This is a genomic window from Leucobacter sp. CX169 (assembly GCF_017161405.1).
Taxonomy (GTDB): domain Bacteria; phylum Actinomycetota; class Actinomycetes; order Actinomycetales; family Microbacteriaceae; genus Cx-87.
On record NZ_CP071051.1, the window covers coordinates 1630318 to 1647109 of the forward strand.

Consider the following 16792-nt stretch of genomic DNA (forward strand, 5'->3'; position numbering starts at 1 on the left):
GCGGGGGTGGTGCGTGTTCAGGCGGCGGCAACGTACTTGGCGGGGTCCGCGTCGAAGCGGGGGCCGCATGCTGCGCAGCAGAAGTAGTAGCGGGCGCCCTCGTAGTCACGGAACAGGCCCGCGGCTTCTGCGTCTGCTTTGACGACGGTGCTGCCGACCATCACCGGGCATTCAGCGAGCTCGTCCGCGGATGGGGCGAGCAGATCCTTGCGCCCATCGGCCGCGACCGCCACGTGGCTGTTGTGGCTGCAGCAGGATCCAGCGGGGGAATCGGACATATTGTTTTCCTCTTTCAGGCTTGCGGCTCGACTCTGACACGTACAACCATATACCCCCCGAGGGTATTCCTGTAGAGTGAGCGGAACAGGCTTCACCATCATCGCGTGACGGTTTGGTGAGTGAGATCCGCTCATTGTGTCAGACCCATCACTCAACCGTCGGCGGTGGGCATCTCCCCAGGGTGTTCGTGAAGTTGGTGGTGTTAGCGTGGGAGAAGGAACGGAGGGCCGAGCATATGCAGATCACGCTACGCATCGCGCGTCAGCAGCTATCGTTGCGTGCCCTGTTGCTGATCGCCGGTGCCGCACTCATGATCATCGTGGGGCTGCTTGGCATGCACACCTTCAGCGCCGACGTGGCAGGCCACGACGCCCACCATTCCGCGACAGCGTCAACAGCCCCCGAGCACTCCACCCCGATGGCGGCCACCTCTGACATCAGCGGCGCTATCGCGTGTGATGACACCTGTCTGATGGGAACCGGGCAAAGCCATTCGGACATGGTCACCGCGTGCGTCCTCGCATTGCTTGCAGCTCTTCTTCTGCTGGTTCGCCCGATGCTTCTGGAGCATCTCGGCCCGCCCCTGCGGGCGCTGGCGTCGTCTTTGCGGTTGCGGGCTGTGAGCATCCTGCCGCGCACACCCTCACTCATATTCCTTTCGATTAGTCGAACCTGATCGGTCATCGTCGGCATCTTGCCGACACCCCGGCGTCGCCCTCTGCGCGGCGCTGTGTCCACGACCCCTCATATCTACTCATTCGAAGGATTTACTCATGAAGAAGCTTCCCCTTGCCCTCGGTGCTGGCGTGTTCAGCCTCGCTCTCGTTCTCACCGGCTGCTCTGACGCATCCGCGCCGACAGGCGAGAACACTGCACCGTCGGACACCTCATCGACCGTCACGGCAAACGACGCCGATGAGATGTTCGTGACGATGATGATCCCGCATCACCAGCAGGCCATCGAGATGGCCGACATCGTTTTGGCGAAGGATGGACTCGACCCGGCCGTCGCGGAGCTCGCTCAGCAGATCAAGGATGCCCAAGGCCCGGAAATGGAGCGGATGCTCGGGTGGCTGGACGACTGGGGCGTCGAGTACGAACCCGACGACATGGGTGGCATGGACCACGGTTCAATGGACGACTCCGGCGACGGGATGATGTCCGAAGAAGACATGGCAACGCTGGAAGAGGCAGACGCGACGCAAGCGAGCCGCATCTTCCTCGAGCAGATGATCGTGCACCACGACGGCGCCGTGGATATGGCGCGCACTGCTCTCGAAGACGGTCAAAACCAGGACGTCCTTGACCTTGCCCAGCAGGTGATCGACGACCAGACCGCCGAGATCTCCACCATGCAGGACCTCCTCAACGAGCTCTGACGCACCCCGGGCGGGCCGACACTCGACACGACCCGCCCGGCCCCGTCGTAACCTCACACAGCAGGTCTCGACGCGAACCCCCTCTGCCGCGCACCCTACGACCCGTGATCTGCCGTCTCGTAGGGCCCTCTACTTACTTCTCTCGGAGCACCAATGAACCGCCTCCTGCCCCTGACCACGCTCACCGCACTCGCTCTCGCTATTACCGGATGCGCCAACACCCCAACCACCGAACCCGACGCTGCCACACCCCGTATCGAACATGTCCACGGCATCGCCGAAGACCCCCGCGGCACTGACCTGCTCGTCGCCACCCACAACGGCATCTACGCCGTCACCCCGGACGGGGAGGTCTCCGGCCCCATTGGCGGCCACGACTTCGACGCGATGGGATTCACCATCGCCGAAGACACCTTGTTCGCTTCCGGGCACCCCGGCCCCAAAACCGCCGCAGAACTCGGCGCCCCCAACCTCGGCATCATCCAAAGTGACGACTACGGCCAGACCTGGTCACCCGTCGCGCTCAACGGCAGCACCGATTTCCACGTCCTCACCGCCGGCCCCGACGGCACCCTCTACGGAATCGCGTCCAGCGACATCGAGCTCCTCATCAGCACCGACGGCGGCCACGAATGGACAGCAGGAGCATCGATCGGAGCGGCAGATCTCGTCGCCACGGACAACGGCATCTACGCCGCAGCCGAAGAAGGACTCCTGCGCAGCGACGACCACGGTATGACATTCGTCCCCGTCGAGGGCGCGCCACTGTTATACATGCTCGACGCCCGCCCGGACGGCGTCCTCGTCGGCGTCGGCACGGACGGCGCTCTGTGGGAACAAGACGCCGACCAGACCTGGCAACGCCTCGAGGCCGTCGACGGTGCTGTTCAGGCCTTCGCCGCGATCGGCGATGAACGAATCGTTCTCGTCGACGATCGAGGCATCGTCGACATCATCGCAGATGACACCACCGTCCTCAGCCCCGCACGGTAGGCAACGCTTTACTCTTCGGATCGAGGCATCATGAAACAGCGAAAGAATCCTCTTAGCACCCCGGTGATCTTCATCACCGCCGCGACCATCGCCCTCATAGTCGTGGCGATCGCGAGCTACCTCGCTATCGGGGCGATGTTCCAATGACCCCCACCTACACCCAGACGGGAGACCCACGGATTCATTGCGGCACCTCCGGCCTCTTGCTGACATCTCGCTGTCCCCGTCTGTAACGACATCGACGGTTCCACATAACGAACGGACGCACCGCCGGCTCGTGCGCCTGGGACGAGTGCTGTTGGTGCTCGGACCGGCGCTCATCATGAGCCACATCCTCAGCGATACACAGTTTGCTGGCGAGACCGCGGTGTGGACCTACACCCTGGCAAGCTACGACGTCGCTGTCGTCGTCACGATCATTGGAGCAGCACTCACCTGGCGAACCCCACCCGCCGAGCAGATGCGCAGCAGATGATCGAGCAGGCACTGGCCACTGCGATCCTCTGCGCCCGGTTATCGTCGTCGTCGTCATCTGGACTGGGGTCGGATAGTTCCCGAATTGTGCACTCTTGAACAATCGTCACTACCAGTAGAGATCATCTCGCGCTATTCCGCCTGGCAAGAGGTGTACTCGATCGACGAATCATTCGTTGGGCTCCGAGGCACCCCTGCCGAGCTGGAGCGAGTCGGCACCGAGATCAGGCAGGCAGTTGGTCAGCTCACGGGGGTGCCGGTGCGCGTCGCGATGGGGGCCACCAAGTCCCTTGCGAAGGTCGCCGCCATCGGCATCAAGAAGGTGCCCGCTATGAACGGAGTACTGCACCTCGGGCGATACGGCGAAGAACAAATGAGCAGGATCCTCGACACCATCCCCGTGACCGACCTCTGGGGCGTTGCAGGGCGCAGCGGAAGAAAGCTCGCCGCGATGAACGTGCACAGCGCGAAAGATCTACGCGAACTCGATCCGAAATGGGCAAGGAAGAAGTTCAACGTGAACATGGAACGCATCGTGCTCGAACTCCGCGGCACTCCATGCATTTCGCTCGAACTGTTCCCACCGACGGCCAAAGACCAACTCATCTTCTCGCGCAGCTTCTCGAAGAAGATCACCGACAACCGTGAGATGGGACAGGTGATCTCGCTGTACGCGCAACGAGTATCGGCGAGACTACGAGCACAGGGATCACTCGCAGGGCATTTGTCTGCCTGGGCAATGACTGGCTGGGCAGATACCGACACCGTTGCCCACAGCGCTCAAGTATCCGTGGGGCTCTCCACACCAACTGACGATCCGATCACACTCACCAAAGCCGCACGCGCGCTGATACCGAAGCTGTTCCCGGCCGAGGGCATCAGGTACGCCCGCGCCGGTGTCGTGCTCACCGACCTGCGACAAGCTGGCGGAGTGCAACCGCTCGACCTCTTCAGACCAGAATTCGAGGGTCGCGGCGTTGGGCAAGCGCTCGACAAGATCAATCGAAAATTTGCGACCACTGCTGTTGGGGTTGGGCTGGGCGGCATGAAGGTCCCACCCGGTTGGGAGATGAAGCGCGAGCTACTTTCTCGGCGATGCCTCACGAACTGGGACGAGCTACTCGTCGCGGCGGCGTAGAACGCTGAGCGACGCTAGCTGCTTCGTGTTCAGCCTCCGACGAATTGCTCGTTCGGGTGCACGGCAGGTGCTTCGGCAGACTTACGCAGTCGCCGCTCGTGAACACGAACCCGCGCAAGTATCCCCATGCACACAATGCCGTTCGCTACGAACTTCAACGCGTTCCAGATGCACACGACGAAGATGACATAGAGCCATTTCGATGCGCCACCGTCGACAAGATTCGAGACGTAGCTTGCTGCGAACAAGTACGGCACTGACAGAAGCATCGCCGGTGCGGCCCACTTGAGGCCGCTGCGAGTGCGGAGTGCGGTGATTGCAATATTGCTGAGCATGAAGCGTCGCATGAAGCTGCGAACGTAGATGCTGATGATCCAGATCAGGCGAAACATGGTGACAGACCTCCCCAAGTCGAGGGCGACAGGAGGAAGAAAACTGTTCAGCCAAGGCCGTTGAGTTGTGTCATCGCTTGGGGCGATGACGTAGCAGGTAGAGGCCGCCTGCCCTCAGCATACGTCGAAGGCTTGTGCGCTGGGAACCCGAAATTCCAAATAGCCGCTCAACCGAAAACAGAATCCCACGCACTCAATCCAAGAATGTCGGAGGGTAATGGCAATATCAGTTATATGGAGACGATGCCGATGATGGTGCAGCCCGAGCTGAGTACAGCTCTTCCTTTGCATCCGCTCGAAGACGGGCGCCTTGGTCTCTACGCTTGGCAGGAAGAAGCATTTTGAATTGGCCTGGTTCTTGTTCCGACCGGTTTCCCTGTCAGCCGGTCGGTGACAGAAGCGTCTCGGTTTCAGCGTAGTACGCCTGTTCGACCTCGATCGGAGTACGCATATCGAGTTCCCCGTGGAGCCGCTCATGGTTCCACCACCACACGTATTCGAGGGTCGCAAGCTCGACCTGCTCGACCGTCCGCCAGGGCCTTGCTGACGGATCAGTTCGGTCTTGTAGACCTTCATGGCGCCCAGCAGATCAACCAAGAAGCGACTCACAGCACCCAAGTAGCTGGTGAGCCACAGAGAGGAGCTCCGAGCACGACTTGATCTAGGTCAAGGCTGAGGCTCTGTCAACACAATAGTCTGGGTCGTGAAGGCCAGGAACCTCCTGGTCGATCCCCGTTTCGGGGTGAAGCGAAAGGACTCATCATGGCGAACGCTACTGACACCACCCACACTCTGCTGCGCGCCGAGGGTTTCTCGTGCCCGTCGTGCGTGACCAAGATCGAGAAGCAGGTCGGCAAGCTCGATGGCGTCGAGAACGTGACGGTGCACTTCGCCTCGGGTCGCGTTGAGATCGACCACGATGAGACAAGAAGTTCCGTCGACGATCTCATTGCTGCTGTCAATAAGGCCGGCTATAAGTCGAAGGCCTCCGCGTTCTAGCCAAACGGCTCCTCACGCACTAAGTTCACCAATTCGAAAGGCGGCACATTCGTGAAGGCGTTCCGTAAGTGGCGGTATGGCAACTGGTTCATTCCCGTTGTCTCGGGCCTCCTCATTCTCGTGTCGTTCGGCGTCGAAAAGCTCTTCGGCGGCAGCTGGAACGTCACGGTCGGTCCGCATTGGTGGATCGACGCTGGCGAACACGCCCACGGTTCTGGTCATGTGTTTACCCTTGCGAACGCGTTCATGCTCGCCGCAGCAATTGTCGCGGGGTACGGAATCGTCGTGAAGGCCGTCCGGGCACTGCTCGTAAAGTTCATCAGTATCGACCTGCTCGTATCGATTGCAGCGATCGGCGCGACACTCATCGGCAACTTCTGGGAAGCTGCCGCCGTGACGTTCCTCTTCGCGATCGGTCACGCACTCGAAGCCGGCACGATGAACAAGACCCGTGCAGCGCTCGCTGAGTTGGTCGCGGTGGCCCCCGACGTTGCAGTCGTGATGCGCGACGGTGAGCAGGTCGAGATCGCCGCACATCAGGTGCGCATGGGCGAGATCGTGCTCGTAAAAAACGGAGCGAAAGTTCCCGTCGACGGGCAGGTCGTGTCAGGCACCGGAGCGATCGACGAGGCATCGATCACGGGTGAGTCGATCCCGGTCGAAAAGACGAAGTCAGATCACGTGTTTGCGGGCACGATCTCGCGGGGCGGATTCCTACAGGTCATGGCGACCGGCATCGGAGCCGACACGACGCTCGCGCGCATCATTCACCGTGTCGAAGAAGCGCAGGATGCGAAAGCGAAAACGCAGGCATTCATCGACCGATTCTCGAAGTGGTACACGCCCGCGGTGATGGTACTCGCGCTTGCGGCGGGCCTCATCTCTGGTGACGTAGTGCTCGGCCTCACGTTGCTCGTGATCGGTTGCCCGGGCGCGCTCGTCATCTCGATTCCCGTGGCGATCGTAGCGGGAATCGGCCGCTCGGCCCGCAACGGGATTCTCATCAAGGGCGGCGAGTACCTCGAAACCTCGGCCAAGATCTCGGCCGTCGCAGTCGATAAGACGGGGACTCTCACCGAGGGCCGCCCGGTACTCACCGACATCGTTGTGCTCAATCCTGAAGCGGATCGGCGCGAGGTGCTTCGCTGGGCAGCCGCCGCAGAAGCAGGGTCCGAGCACCCACTTGCCCGCCCGATCCTCGACACCGCACGAGAAGAAGGAGTGGCCCCCGAGGGCCTTCCGGGATCGGTCACACCGGTCGTGGGCAAGGGGATCGTGGCCGACGCTCACGGCAAGCGGGTACTCATCGGTAACGTGCCGCTGCTCGAACAGTACGGGATCGTGAACGACGCGGGGGCGGCTGTGGCTGCGAACAAACTGGCGGCGGCAGGCAAGACCCCCATGATTGTCGCGGTCGATGAGAGCGTGCTTGGCGTAATCGGTGTCGCAGATACGATCCGCGAGGATGCCCCCGAGATGATCAGGCGCTTGCACGCTGGCGGGGTGCGGAAGGTGGTGATGCTCACCGGAGATACGCGCCTTGTCGCCGAAGCCATCGGTGAGGCGGTCGGTATCGATGAGATCCATGCTTCGTTGCTACCCGAGGACAAGCTCGACGCTGTCGCGCGGTTGCAGCGCGAGGGGCACACGGTCGCGATGGTGGGCGACGGCGTGAACGACGCCCCGGCCCTCGCGACCGCCGACATTGGTGTTGCCATGGGTGCAGCGGGCTCAGCGGTGGCCGTGGAGACGGCAGACATTGCCCTGATGGGCGACAACCTCTTGAAACTGCCCGAAGCAATCAGCCTCGCCAAACGCACCGTGAACGTCATGCGCCAGAACATCTGGATCGCGCTCATCACCGTTGTTGTGCTGCTCGTCGGGGTTTTCGCAGGGGGTGTCACGATGGCTATCGGCATGCTCGTGCACGAGGGATCGGTGCTCATCGTAATCCTCAACGCGATGCGCCTGCTGCGCAACACCCAAGGAGCCACTGCGTTGTCGAGGAGTGAACGCGCCCGAGCCGCACATGAAACAGGCCGCCCGGTCGAACCAGCCACGGCCCAGAGTTCATCCGAACTTCCATCTTAAGAAAGGACCACACACATGAGTGAGAACCAGTTCAGCGTCGGCGAGAAGGCGACGCACTTCATCATCGACGAGGTCGCGAAAGCAAACACGAATTTTCGTCAGGTGCTCTGGACGGGAAAGCATTCCCAACTCGTTGCGATGACGATTCCGGTGGGCGGGGAGATCGGCGACGAGGTGCATGACACCACCGACCAGTTGCTGAGTTTTGTGTCGGGCAGCGGAGAAGCCGACCTTGACGGCGAGACGCACACCGTTGATGCTGGCGACCTGTGCGCTGTCCCGGCCGGTACTCGCCACAACTTCCGCAACACTGGCGATGAGCCTTTGGTGCTCTACACCGTTTATTCACCTCCGGAGCACGCAATTGACGCGGAGTATGCCACGAAGGAACTCGCTGATGCGGCAGAGGCTTCGGGTGAAGACGCTCCGCCACAGGCAACCACGTAAGTGTCACTCACCTGGAGAACGAGGAGAAGTCAATAATGTCGAAAGCGCTGGTCTTCGCCGCCTATGGCGGCCCCGAGACGCAGGAACTCGTTGAACGCCCCGCTCCGGCACCTGGGCCTGGAGAGCTCGCGATCGAAGTGAAAGCGGCCGGGGTGAACCCTGCTGACTGGAAGATCCGTGCCGGGCAGATGGGCTCCCTCTGGCCGATTCCCGCACCGATGGGCCGAGAGGCCTCCGGTGTCGTCACCGCCGTAGGCGCAGAGGTCGAGAACTTCGCTGTCGGTGACATGGTGCTCGGCCTCGCGGCCAAAGGACAGGGAACGTTCGCGAAGCACACGGTGTTGGATGCGGCACAAACCGTCCAGAAGCCCGAAGAGCTTTCCTTTGCTGACGCTGCAGCACTGCCTGTCGCAGGGGCGACTGCGTATGACGTGACGCATCAGATCGAGCTGGAACCTGGTCAGACGATGCTGATTCTTGGCGCCGGAGGTGGGGTCGGGCTGATGGCGGCGCAGATCGGCAATGTGCACAAGTTCACGGTCATCGGTGTGGCCAGTGCAGCGAAGCAGGAACTGGTGGAGTCGACCGGTGCGACGTTCGTTGCCTCCGGGGAGGGTGCGGCTGACCGGGTGCGTGCCATCGCGCCGGAGGGTGTTGATGTGCTCATCGACCTGGTCGGTGGGCAGGCGCTTCGTGATCTCGCGGTCGTCGCCAAAGACCCGAGCGTCATCATCAGTACCGCAGACCCGACCACCGTGCAGCAACTCGGTGGCGTAGCGGTGGTGCGCACGCGTGAAGGGCTCGAGAAGGTCACCGGCGTCGCCCAGTACGGTCTCGTCGATCCGCAGGTGACGGACCGGTACAGTCTCGATCGGGCTGCGGAAGCCGTCGCCATGGTGGAGGCCGGGCACACTGCCGGCAAAGTGATCATCGAACCATGACCCAGCGGCCTGAGGCACCGACGGACGCCGTATTCACAGCAGCACGGACGTCTGATCCTGTGGCCTCAATACACCGGGTGGCCGATGCATACGGGTCGCCTGAGGTTGATATCGAGGGCATTCTCGGTGCCGAGATCTCACCGGATGACCCTGACCGTGCGGTCATCGAGCCGTGGGCCGCGGCAGTCGATGGCCCCATTCTCGATGTCGGCGCGGGTACCGGGCGTTGGACCGGTCACCTCGCACGCCTCGGACACACGGTGGAAGGGCTCGAGCCATCGGATCGCCTCATCACGATTGCCCGAGCCAGACATCCTGCGATTGTGTTCCATCACGATTCCATCGAAGGTCTCGCCCGTTGCGAGACCCGCTGGGGTGGGATCCTCGCCTGGTATTCGACCATTCACATGAGCTCAGAAGAGCTTCTACACGCGCTCGCAACACTGCGCACTCGGCTGGGTGACGGCGGATCGCTGCTGATGTCCTTTTTCGCGGGGCCGCGGCTAGAGGCATTCGACCATCCGATCGCCGCCGCATACCGGTGGCCGATGAACAAAATGGTCGAAGCCCTCACCCACGCCGGGTTTGAGGTGATCGGGCAGCGCTCGAACCCGCGGACGCCACACGCGTACATCACTGCACGCGCCACCCCTGGCTTCAGCTGAAGCGCGGGTGTTGTGCCACGAGTTGCCATACTAGAAGGGAAGGGAAGGATGCCGTTGGCTGTTTCAACCGATGTGGATGCTGATCCAGCAAATGATCTCTGCGTGGCCCGTGTACCACTGTTTCAAGGGCTCACACATGCGCAGCAAGTGGAAGTTGCGGGATTTGCACGTACCGTCCGATTAGACGCTGTCGAGCAGGCGTATACAGCAGGCTCGGATATATCGCAGTTGATGGTGGTGCACACCGGTCAGGTGAAGATCGCTCGCACAAGTGCGGCTGGGCACGAGCAGGTGATCCGGGTCCTCGGGCCGGGCGACTTCATCGGAGAATCCGCGTTTCTCACCGGCACGAGACCCGATCACGCAGCAGAAGCGCTCGTGCATACCGAACTGTGCGTGTTCCGTCATGCCGATCTCGGGCGTCTCGTCGAGAAGCATCCGAGCATCGGGCTGCGCATGCTGCAAGGAGTGAGTCAGCGCTTGGATGATACTGAGGCGCGACTGGCTTCTGTCATCTCGGGAAACGTGAGCTCTCGTCTCGCCGATTACCTGCTCTCGCTCCCTGCGACGCCAGGGCCGCGAGGAGCCATCGACGTGACGCTGCCGCTCGCAAAGAAGGACATCGCTTCGCTCCTGTCCACGACACCAGAGTCCCTCAGTCGGCAACTTCGCAAACTCACCGACACCGGGGTGATCTCACAACAGGAACAGGGGCGGATCACGATCACTGATGTGACCGCGCTCACCGCACTCTCAACCCTCTCGAAGAGAGACTGAGAACAGCACCGTGCCAGCCCAGACCATCGCCCCACGTACCTCGGAAGCGTCACACGCAATGTCATCGACGGTGGAATTTCTTCGCAACCGCAAGCTCATGATGTTCGTGCTCGTCGGTTTGGCGACCGGGGTTATGCTCTGGCTGACCGGCGCAGAGATGGCTCTCGGGGTCACCGCATACTTGGTGCTCGGTATCGTGATCGTGATCACCGCGATCGACATGTTCAAAGATCTGATGCGCGGGCATTGGGGGCTCGACATTCTTGCGGTCATCGCCATGATCGCGACACTCGCCGTACAGGAATATGTCGCGGGGCTCATCATCGCGTTGATGCTCACCGGAGGGGAAGCACTCGAAGACCTCGCCGCTCGCCGCGCGAGCCGAGAACTCGACCAACTGTTGAACCGAGCCCCAGCATTCGCGGGTCGAATTCACCCGGTAACAGGTGAGGTCGAACGCATCGCGATCGAAGAGGTGAAAGTCGGCGACGAACTGCTGGTGCGCTCCTCAGAGATCCTCCCCGTCGACGGGGTGCTCCTATCGGATCACGCGACGATTGATGAATCATCCGTGACCGGTGAACCGATCCCGGCGAACTACCACGCGGGCGACCCACTGCTTTCTGGAACGGTCAACAGCACGACGAGCTTCACGATGCGCGCGCAGAAGGTGGCAGCCGATTCGAACTACGCCTCGATCGTACGGTTGGTCGAGGAGGCCGTGGACTCCCGGGCACCGATGGTGCGACTCGCCGACCGTTACGCGGTGCCGTTCACCATTGTGTCATTGCTGATTGCGGGCTTCGCGTGGTTTCTCAGCGGGGATCCGGTGCGATTTGCCGAGGTGCTCGTCGTGGCGACGCCGTGCCCGCTGCTCATCGCCACCCCGGTCGCGTTCATGGGCGGGATGAGTTCCGCAGCAAAGCTCAACGTCATCATCAAAGACGGTGGCGTGTTAGAGGTGCTCGCCCGGGTCCGTGCAGTCGCATTCGACAAGACCGGCACCTTGACCGAAGGTAAAGCCGACGTCGTCGACATTCACCCGTCCTCCCGCACCGCGACCGAAACGCTTCGCCTCGCAGCAGCCGCTGAGCAGTACTCCGTGCATGTGTTCGCCGACCCGATCGTCGCAGCCGCAAGAGCACAACAACTCGAGCTGCCAGCAGTCACGAACGCTGACGAGGTAGCAACGAACGGTGTCCTCGCCTCCCTGGCAGACGGCACTTCGGTGCGAGTGGGCAAGCCCTCATTTATCGAAGTGGTGACCGGGGCGATCGATCGACCCGTACTCTCAGCTGGGGAGACGGCCGTCTACGTATCGGTCGGTGACGAGCTCGCCGGAGTGATCATCTTGTCCGACCCGATTCGTGAGCAGTCTGCAGACACGGTGTCCCGTCTTCGCCGAGCAGGCGTAGCCGAGATCGCGATGGTGACCGGTGATATCACGTCGACCGCGGAGTCTGTCGCACACGCGGTCGACATTCAGACGGTGCACGCTGAGACCACTCCCCAGACCAAGGTCGAGATCGTGCAGGCGATGCGGCCGAGACCCGTACTCATGGTCGGCGATGGGATCAATGATGCCCCGGTGCTGGCGGCAGCCGATGTCGGTGTTGCGATGGCGGGCAGGGGTGCAACGGTCGCGAGCGAGTCAGCAGCGGCGGTGATCACCTCGAACGACATCGCACGCGTGGCAGATGTTGCCTATGTCTCGCGGCGCACGGTGCAGATCGCCCTGCAGTCGATCTGGATGGGCATCATCATCTCAGTCGGTTTGATGCTCGTCGCCGCATTCGGTTACCTGCCCGCAGTTGTGGGGGCCCTCCTGCAAGAGATTGTTGACCTTGTGGCCATTCTGTCGGCGCTCCGCGCGCTCCGAGCGCACCGGGGTGCGCGGCGCGAGGGCCCTGCTCGGCGGGAAGTGCCGGTAGGCTAACCCGCGAGGCCGACTCACACAGTCACGATCGGATCAGCCGGTTGACCGCGGCAGTGGACTCCTGAATCTTCTCGTGGGCGGCCTCGTCGCTAAGCTTGGCGGCATCGAGCACACAGTGCTTCAGGTGATCATCGAGCAGCCCCGTCGCCACCCCCTGCAGCGAGCGGGTGAGCGCACTGACCTGGGTCAGAATGTGGATACAGTACTGCTCTTCGTCGATCATGTTCGCGATGCCCCGGGCCAAACCTTCGATTCGTTTCATGCGCTGCAGGTAGCGCTTCTTATCGCCGATATACCCGTGGTGCGACGCGTGCGATTCAGTGGTTGATGACATGTGCTGATCCTGGGCTGCGTGAGGTCAGTTCGTGCGTTCGAGCACGGCGCGAGTGCTGGCTTCTGGACTGAGATCGATGCGGCGCAAGAGCTGGGCATTCAGCGCCACGACGATCGTCGACAGCGACATCAGAATCGCTCCGACCGACATCGGCAGCACGAACCCGACGCGGGCGAGCACCCCGGCGGCAAGCGGCACCGAAATCAAGTTGTACCCCGCCGCCCACCACAGGTTCTGTTTCATCTTGCGGTAGGCAGCACGTGAGAGTTCGATCACTGAGAGCACCGAACGCGGGTCAGAGCTGGCGAGGATCACCCCTGCCGACGCGATCGCCACATCGGTGCCCGCCCCGATAGCGATACCAACATCGGCTTGCGCGAGGGCGGGGGCATCGTTGACACCGTCGCCGACCATCGCGACAGCCGTGCCTTCGTGCTGCAACTCGGCCACCTTCGCGGCCTTATCTTCGGGGCGCACGCCCGCGAACACACGGTCGATACCGAGTTCGCGAGCAACCTCCCCCGCGACGGCTGCAGCGTCACCGGTGATCATCACGACCTCAACACCGAGCCGATGCAGTGCGGCGAGGGCATCGCGCGACTCCGGGCGAATCTCATCGGCGAGCTTCAGCCCGCCGATCATGATTCCGTCACGAACGACATGCAGAATGATGGCACCTTCGGCCCGCCAGGCATCGGCTGCACCGATCTCGGGCTGCCCGGTTTCTTCCAGAAGCCGGGGCCCACCGACCCGAATCTCGTGGCCGGCCACGGTGGCGGTGACGCCAACCGCCGGTGAAGAAGAGAACCCGGTGGCGGGTGCAAGGCTGAGGCCTCGGTCGCTCGCCGCGGCGACGATCGCTTTGGCGAGGGGGTGCTCGCTGTCGGCCTCGGCCGCGGCGGCCAGGGCCAGCAGGGCGTGCTCGTCAACATCGCCGACTGGCGCGACACCGGTGACAACCGGTTCGCCCTTGGTGAGTGTGCCCGTCTTGTCGAAGAGCACCGCGTCGACTTGGCGCATCGTCTCGAGCGCGAGACGATCTTTCACGAGCACCCCGCCGCGAGCCGCGCGCTCGGTGGCGATGGAAACCACGAGCGGAATCGCCAAGCGGAGCGCGTGCGGGCAGGCGATCACTAGCACGGTAATGGTGCGCATCACGGCCGCATCTGGGTCGCCCACGAGCATCCAAACGATCGCGGTGATGACCGCTGCGGCGAGGGCGAACCAGAACAGCCACCCTGCAGCCCGGTCGGCGATGCGCTGCGCACGAGACGACGAGTTCTGTGCGTCGGCGACGAGTCGGTTGATGCCGGCAAGTGTCGTGTCGTCTCCGATGGCGGTGACTCTGACCCGCAGCCCCGAATCGGTCGCGACCGTGCCGGCGGTCACCGCATCGCCCTCGCTGCGGGTCGCGGGGTGCGATTCGCCGGTGATCATCGATTCATCCATGGCCGCACGTCCGTCAACAATCATGCCGTCGGCCGGCACGCTGCCGCCCGGGCGCACGATCACGAGATCATCAACGCGCAACTCCGCCGGGCTCACCGTGACGGCCGTTTCACCCTCGACCCGCTCGGCTTCGTCGGGCAAAAGCGCCGCGAGGGAGTCGAGCGCAGAAGTGGTCTGGGCGAGCGAACGCATCTCGATCCAGTGCCCGAGCAGCATAATGACCACCAGCAGCGCGAGTTCCCACCAGAATTCGAGCTCGTGATGCAACAGCCCGAGTGTTGCGCCCCACGATGCGAGGAAGGCCACGGTGATGCCCAGGGCGATCAGCAGCATCATGCCCGGTTTGCGGGCCTTGATTTCGCTCACCGCGCCCGTCAAGAATGGGGAGCCGCCCCAGACATACATCACGGTGCCGATAACAGGTGCGATCAAGGTGGCCCAGCCTGGTACTGAATAGCCGAGGATCATGGCAAACATTGGCGAGAACGCGACGACTGGCACCGCGAGCACGAGATTCACCCAGAACAGGCGCCGAAACTGTGCCACATGATCGCCGTGGCCGCAGTGGCCCATATGGCCAGCGTGACCATCGTGATCCTCGTGTCCAGTGCGCTCATGGTGCTCGTGGCCACTGTGAGGCCCGTGGTCGTGCCCGTGGCCCGCGTGTGGCTTCGTCATGGGTGTCTTCTCTCGGCTGGGCGACCCGGCCCGGTGTGCTAGGCAGCCTGCTTGGTGATGGACGTGAAGCCGCGCAGACGCAGGCTGTTGCCAACGACGAAGACGCTCGAGAACGCCATCGCCGGCGAGCATTGGGTTAAGCATACGGAACGCTGCGACCGGAATCGCTGCCACGTTATAGGCGAACGCCCAAGACAGGTTCGTCTTGATGGTGCCGAGCGTCTTGCGTCAGAGTCGGATCACATCGACAGCGCTCCGCAGATCGCCGCGCTACTGCCTTTACTCACCGACCTTCAAGCAGTTCGTCTTCCGACCCAGACTTGTAGAGCGAATGGCAGAAGCCGTTGAGAAGTACCAAGCGCTACTTTGCCGTGCGCCGGTCGCAAAAGGTTCGGTCAAGGTCTGACGGGTTGCAGAGGAGATCGAGTGCCGTCGCACTGGCGGCGTGACTAGAACTGTCACCTATCCGTGCAGCAGTCCCGTCTGTGCGTTCGGCTCACTTAGCTGGACAGGCAGCACTTGAACTTGCTGGTCTTGATTCTGCCGAGTTGCCGACTCTTGCAACGGCAAGTGATGTAGATCCGGCAGCAGTAGTTCTGGTTACACCGTCCGAATGTCGAGCGTAGGGTGGCAGTTGGAAGTTGATTGGCCAGGCGTGATAGAGGCGGGACTTCTCAAGGAGAGTCACGTCGACAACATCAATCGTCTTGCGGACGTTGCCAAAGTCGGCAATTGGGAGGCGGTATTTCGTCTTCTTGATCGAGAGCGATTTCTGAGCGTAAATCAATGGAGAATCGCTGGTGACTCTTGGTTCACACCACTTCACCAGGCAGTTTGGCTCGGCGCCTCATCGGAGGTCGTGGATGAACTCATCCGGCGCGGAGCATGGCGTTCGTTACGGAACGCTGAAGGCGATCGTCCAATCGATATTGCTTTGAAACGCAATCATCAGCATCTTGCTGATGCGCTGACCGTGCGTGATCTGAGCGACAACGAGTTGCGAAAGTTTGCTGCATGGGACAAGTACCTATCTGAACTGATTCAGGAACGTACCGAGTCTTTGGAGCCCGTAAAGATTCGGCCAATCCCTTCCGAGATCATCGCGTTGGAGACATTGGACAATCTGTACTTTGGTTATCCAGGTATGTACGGCGGCTTCTCGATGTCGATATTCAAGGGTCGATTGCTGGTTGAGAGTTGGAGCCGAGTCGTTGGCGGTTCAGGCCAGGCCCATGTCATTACCGAGAGCGGTTGTGTGCTTGTCGAGGAAGGCTTCGTTTAAATTCTCATAGTCGAGGCTTGATCGACGAGTGCACCAGCTGCGACTAAGGAGATGCGAACCTGCTTACGGTCGACACCGAGAGTGCGTGAGATAGCGCGCATTGAGATGCCACCGCCGTGCAGCTTCACTATCTCTGCGGCTTCCTCGATTGTGAGGCCGTGCTGGCGGCGCACGACGTTGCTCAGGGTGAGATGTTTCGAGACGGTTGCACGGTGCACACCATACTTCTGAGCGAGGTATCCGACGCTGAAACCAGTGAGGTAATCGTCGACAAGTCGATCTACTTCTGCGGGGGTGAGAAAGGTTTGAGGTTTCCCAATCCTCCTTACGCAAGGCCCTCGTACGTCGTGAATCGGGGTATTATCGGCCCGCCGCGATACCCGGTATACCCCTCGTTTCCAGCGAGAAATCAACGATTTCAGCTTCGGGGTGGGGTTTGAGAACTTTCTACGCAGGGACCCGAAGAAAAGTCGCAAGACATAGTGAAGGCCCGAATCCCCTGACGGGGGTTCGGGCCTTCACTATTTTCGCGGCACGC

The 16792-nt window shown here is 61.8% G+C and carries 17 protein-coding genes and 2 pseudogenes; 13 read left to right on the plus strand and 6 right to left on the minus strand.

From position 1 onward, the window contains the following. Nucleotides 1-17: 17 nt before the first annotated feature. Complete coding sequence (locus tag JW030_RS07415) at nucleotides 18-278, minus strand: YHS domain-containing protein (protein ID WP_031290215.1); 261 nt, start codon at nucleotides 276-278, stop codon at nucleotides 18-20. 236 nt (nucleotides 279-514) lie between these two features. Here JW030_RS07415 and JW030_RS07420 point away from each other — a divergent pair, with 236 nt between their 5' ends. The 5 genes from JW030_RS07420 to JW030_RS07440 all read left to right on the plus strand — a co-directional run bounded on the left by JW030_RS07420 (nucleotide 515) and on the right by JW030_RS07440 (nucleotide 4263). Further along, nucleotides 515-955: a DUF6153 family protein gene (locus JW030_RS07420; RefSeq protein WP_206348532.1), complete on the plus strand. Its 441-nt coding sequence runs from the start codon at nucleotides 515-517 to the stop codon at nucleotides 953-955. A gap of 97 nt (nucleotides 956-1052) precedes the next feature. After that, on the plus strand, nucleotides 1053-1658 hold the full coding sequence (locus tag JW030_RS07425) for a DUF305 domain-containing protein (protein ID WP_017884931.1): 606 nt from the start codon (nucleotides 1053-1055) through the stop codon (nucleotides 1656-1658). A gap of 153 nt (nucleotides 1659-1811) precedes the next feature. Next, nucleotides 1812-2651, plus strand: a complete 840-nt coding sequence (locus JW030_RS07430; protein ID WP_188046171.1) for a F510_1955 family glycosylhydrolase — start codon at nucleotides 1812-1814, stop codon at nucleotides 2649-2651. A 277-nt stretch (nucleotides 2652-2928) separates the two neighbouring features. After that, nucleotides 2929-3126 (plus strand): hypothetical protein, encoded by a 198-nt coding sequence (locus tag JW030_RS07435; protein ID WP_147271159.1) that lies wholly within the window; start codon nucleotides 2929-2931, stop codon nucleotides 3124-3126. An 84-nt stretch (nucleotides 3127-3210) separates the two neighbouring features. Beyond that, nucleotides 3211-4263: a DUF4113 domain-containing protein gene (locus JW030_RS07440; RefSeq protein ID WP_223159950.1), complete on the plus strand. Its 1053-nt coding sequence runs from the start codon at nucleotides 3211-3213 to the stop codon at nucleotides 4261-4263. A 29-nt stretch (nucleotides 4264-4292) separates the two neighbouring features. On the opposite strand, the gene JW030_RS07445 is transcribed toward JW030_RS07440, so the two are convergent. Together JW030_RS07445 and JW030_RS07450 are read right to left on the minus strand one after the other, a co-directional pair. Further along, nucleotides 4293-4655, minus strand: a complete 363-nt coding sequence (locus JW030_RS07445; RefSeq protein ID WP_188046170.1) for a sulfate permease — start codon at nucleotides 4653-4655, stop codon at nucleotides 4293-4295. 379 nt (nucleotides 4656-5034) lie between these two features. After that, nucleotides 5035-5178, minus strand: a pseudogene (locus tag JW030_RS07450) (IS3 family transposase); the annotation flags it as partial. A 239-nt stretch (nucleotides 5179-5417) separates the two neighbouring features. Between JW030_RS07450 and JW030_RS07455 the strand changes: the two are divergent. Genes JW030_RS07455 through JW030_RS07485 form a run of 7 tightly spaced genes read left to right on the plus strand, consistent with a single transcriptional unit; the run spans nucleotide 5418 to nucleotide 12511 of the window. Further along, nucleotides 5418-5654, plus strand: a complete 237-nt coding sequence (locus tag JW030_RS07455) for a heavy-metal-associated domain-containing protein (protein WP_188046169.1) — start codon at nucleotides 5418-5420, stop codon at nucleotides 5652-5654. A gap of 51 nt (nucleotides 5655-5705) precedes the next feature. Beyond that, a complete protein-coding gene (locus JW030_RS07460; protein WP_188046168.1) occupies nucleotides 5706-7745 on the plus strand; it encodes a cation-translocating P-type ATPase in 2040 nt (679 codons plus the stop codon). Nucleotides 7746-7760: 15 nt separating this feature from the next. Then, nucleotides 7761-8192 carry a cupin domain-containing protein gene (locus tag JW030_RS07465; protein WP_017791817.1) on the plus strand — a complete coding sequence of 144 codons (432 nt, stop codon included), beginning with the start codon at nucleotides 7761-7763 and terminating at the stop codon, nucleotides 8190-8192. A 35-nt stretch (nucleotides 8193-8227) separates the two neighbouring features. Beyond that, complete coding sequence (locus tag JW030_RS07470; RefSeq protein WP_188046167.1) at nucleotides 8228-9133, plus strand: NADP-dependent oxidoreductase; 906 nt, start codon at nucleotides 8228-8230, stop codon at nucleotides 9131-9133. Next, complete coding sequence (locus JW030_RS07475) at nucleotides 9130-9798, plus strand: bifunctional 2-polyprenyl-6-hydroxyphenol methylase/3-demethylubiquinol 3-O-methyltransferase UbiG (RefSeq protein WP_188046166.1); 669 nt, start codon at nucleotides 9130-9132, stop codon at nucleotides 9796-9798. Before JW030_RS07470 ends, JW030_RS07475 begins: the two co-directional genes overlap by 4 nt. Nucleotides 9799-9846: 48 nt before the next feature. Continuing rightward, nucleotides 9847-10575, plus strand: coding sequence for a Crp/Fnr family transcriptional regulator (locus JW030_RS07480; RefSeq protein WP_188046165.1), 729 nt, complete (start codon nucleotides 9847-9849; stop codon nucleotides 10573-10575). A 58-nt stretch (nucleotides 10576-10633) separates the two neighbouring features. Further along, nucleotides 10634-12511, plus strand: a complete 1878-nt coding sequence (locus JW030_RS07485; protein ID WP_188046164.1) for a heavy metal translocating P-type ATPase — start codon at nucleotides 10634-10636, stop codon at nucleotides 12509-12511. A 22-nt stretch (nucleotides 12512-12533) separates the two neighbouring features. Here the strand turns inward: JW030_RS07485 and JW030_RS07490 are convergent, their stop codons facing one another. The 3 genes and pseudogenes from JW030_RS07490 to JW030_RS13665 form a co-directional block, all read right to left on the minus strand. Further along, the gene (locus tag JW030_RS07490) at nucleotides 12534-12845 is read right to left on the minus strand and encodes a metal-sensitive transcriptional regulator (RefSeq protein ID WP_188046163.1); all 312 of its coding nucleotides are present in this window, start codon (nucleotides 12843-12845) and stop codon (nucleotides 12534-12536) included. A 24-nt stretch (nucleotides 12846-12869) separates the two neighbouring features. Then, on the minus strand, nucleotides 12870-14972 hold the full coding sequence (locus tag JW030_RS07495) for a heavy metal translocating P-type ATPase (RefSeq protein WP_188046162.1): 2103 nt from the start codon (nucleotides 14970-14972) through the stop codon (nucleotides 12870-12872). Nucleotides 14973-15010: 38 nt separating this feature from the next. Further along, nucleotides 15011-15242: pseudogene (locus tag JW030_RS13665) on the minus strand (hypothetical protein); the annotation flags it as partial. A 343-nt stretch (nucleotides 15243-15585) separates the two neighbouring features. On the opposite strand from JW030_RS13665, the gene JW030_RS07500 reads away from it, so the two are divergent. Next, nucleotides 15586-16254 (plus strand): ankyrin repeat domain-containing protein, encoded by a 669-nt coding sequence (locus tag JW030_RS07500; protein WP_206348534.1) that lies wholly within the window; start codon nucleotides 15586-15588, stop codon nucleotides 16252-16254. Nucleotides 16255-16792 lie beyond the last annotated feature (538 nt).

Excerpts from the sequence above, each read along its gene's own strand:
- JW030_RS07455 (WP_188046169.1), top strand. The coding sequence starts at position 5,418 with ATGGCGAACGCTACTGACACCACCCACACTCTGCTGCGCGCCGAGGGT.
- JW030_RS07480 (WP_188046165.1), top strand. The coding sequence starts at position 9,847 with ATGCCGTTGGCTGTTTCAACCGATGTGGATGCTGATCCAGCAAATGAT.
- JW030_RS07445 (WP_188046170.1), bottom strand. The coding sequence starts at position 4,655 with ATGTTTCGCCTGATCTGGATCATCAGCATCTACGTTCGCAGCTTCATG.
- JW030_RS07415 (WP_031290215.1), bottom strand. The coding sequence starts at position 278 with ATGTCCGATTCCCCCGCTGGATCCTGCTGCAGCCACAACAGCCACGTG.
- JW030_RS07420 (WP_206348532.1), top strand. The coding sequence starts at position 515 with ATGCAGATCACGCTACGCATCGCGCGTCAGCAGCTATCGTTGCGTGCC.
- JW030_RS07485 (WP_188046164.1), top strand. The coding sequence starts at position 10,634 with ATGTCATCGACGGTGGAATTTCTTCGCAACCGCAAGCTCATGATGTTC.
- JW030_RS07430 (WP_188046171.1), top strand. The coding sequence starts at position 1,812 with ATGAACCGCCTCCTGCCCCTGACCACGCTCACCGCACTCGCTCTCGCT.
- JW030_RS07425 (WP_017884931.1), top strand. The coding sequence starts at position 1,053 with ATGAAGAAGCTTCCCCTTGCCCTCGGTGCTGGCGTGTTCAGCCTCGCT.
- JW030_RS07475 (WP_188046166.1), top strand. The coding sequence starts at position 9,130 with ATGACCCAGCGGCCTGAGGCACCGACGGACGCCGTATTCACAGCAGCA.
- JW030_RS07470 (WP_188046167.1), top strand. The coding sequence starts at position 8,228 with ATGTCGAAAGCGCTGGTCTTCGCCGCCTATGGCGGCCCCGAGACGCAG.
- JW030_RS07490 (WP_188046163.1), bottom strand. The coding sequence starts at position 12,845 with ATGTCATCAACCACTGAATCGCACGCGTCGCACCACGGGTATATCGGC.
- JW030_RS07465 (WP_017791817.1), top strand. The coding sequence starts at position 7,761 with ATGAGTGAGAACCAGTTCAGCGTCGGCGAGAAGGCGACGCACTTCATC.
- JW030_RS07495 (WP_188046162.1), bottom strand. The coding sequence starts at position 14,972 with ATGACGAAGCCACACGCGGGCCACGGGCACGACCACGGGCCTCACAGT.
- JW030_RS07500 (WP_206348534.1), top strand. The coding sequence starts at position 15,586 with ATGTCGAGCGTAGGGTGGCAGTTGGAAGTTGATTGGCCAGGCGTGATA.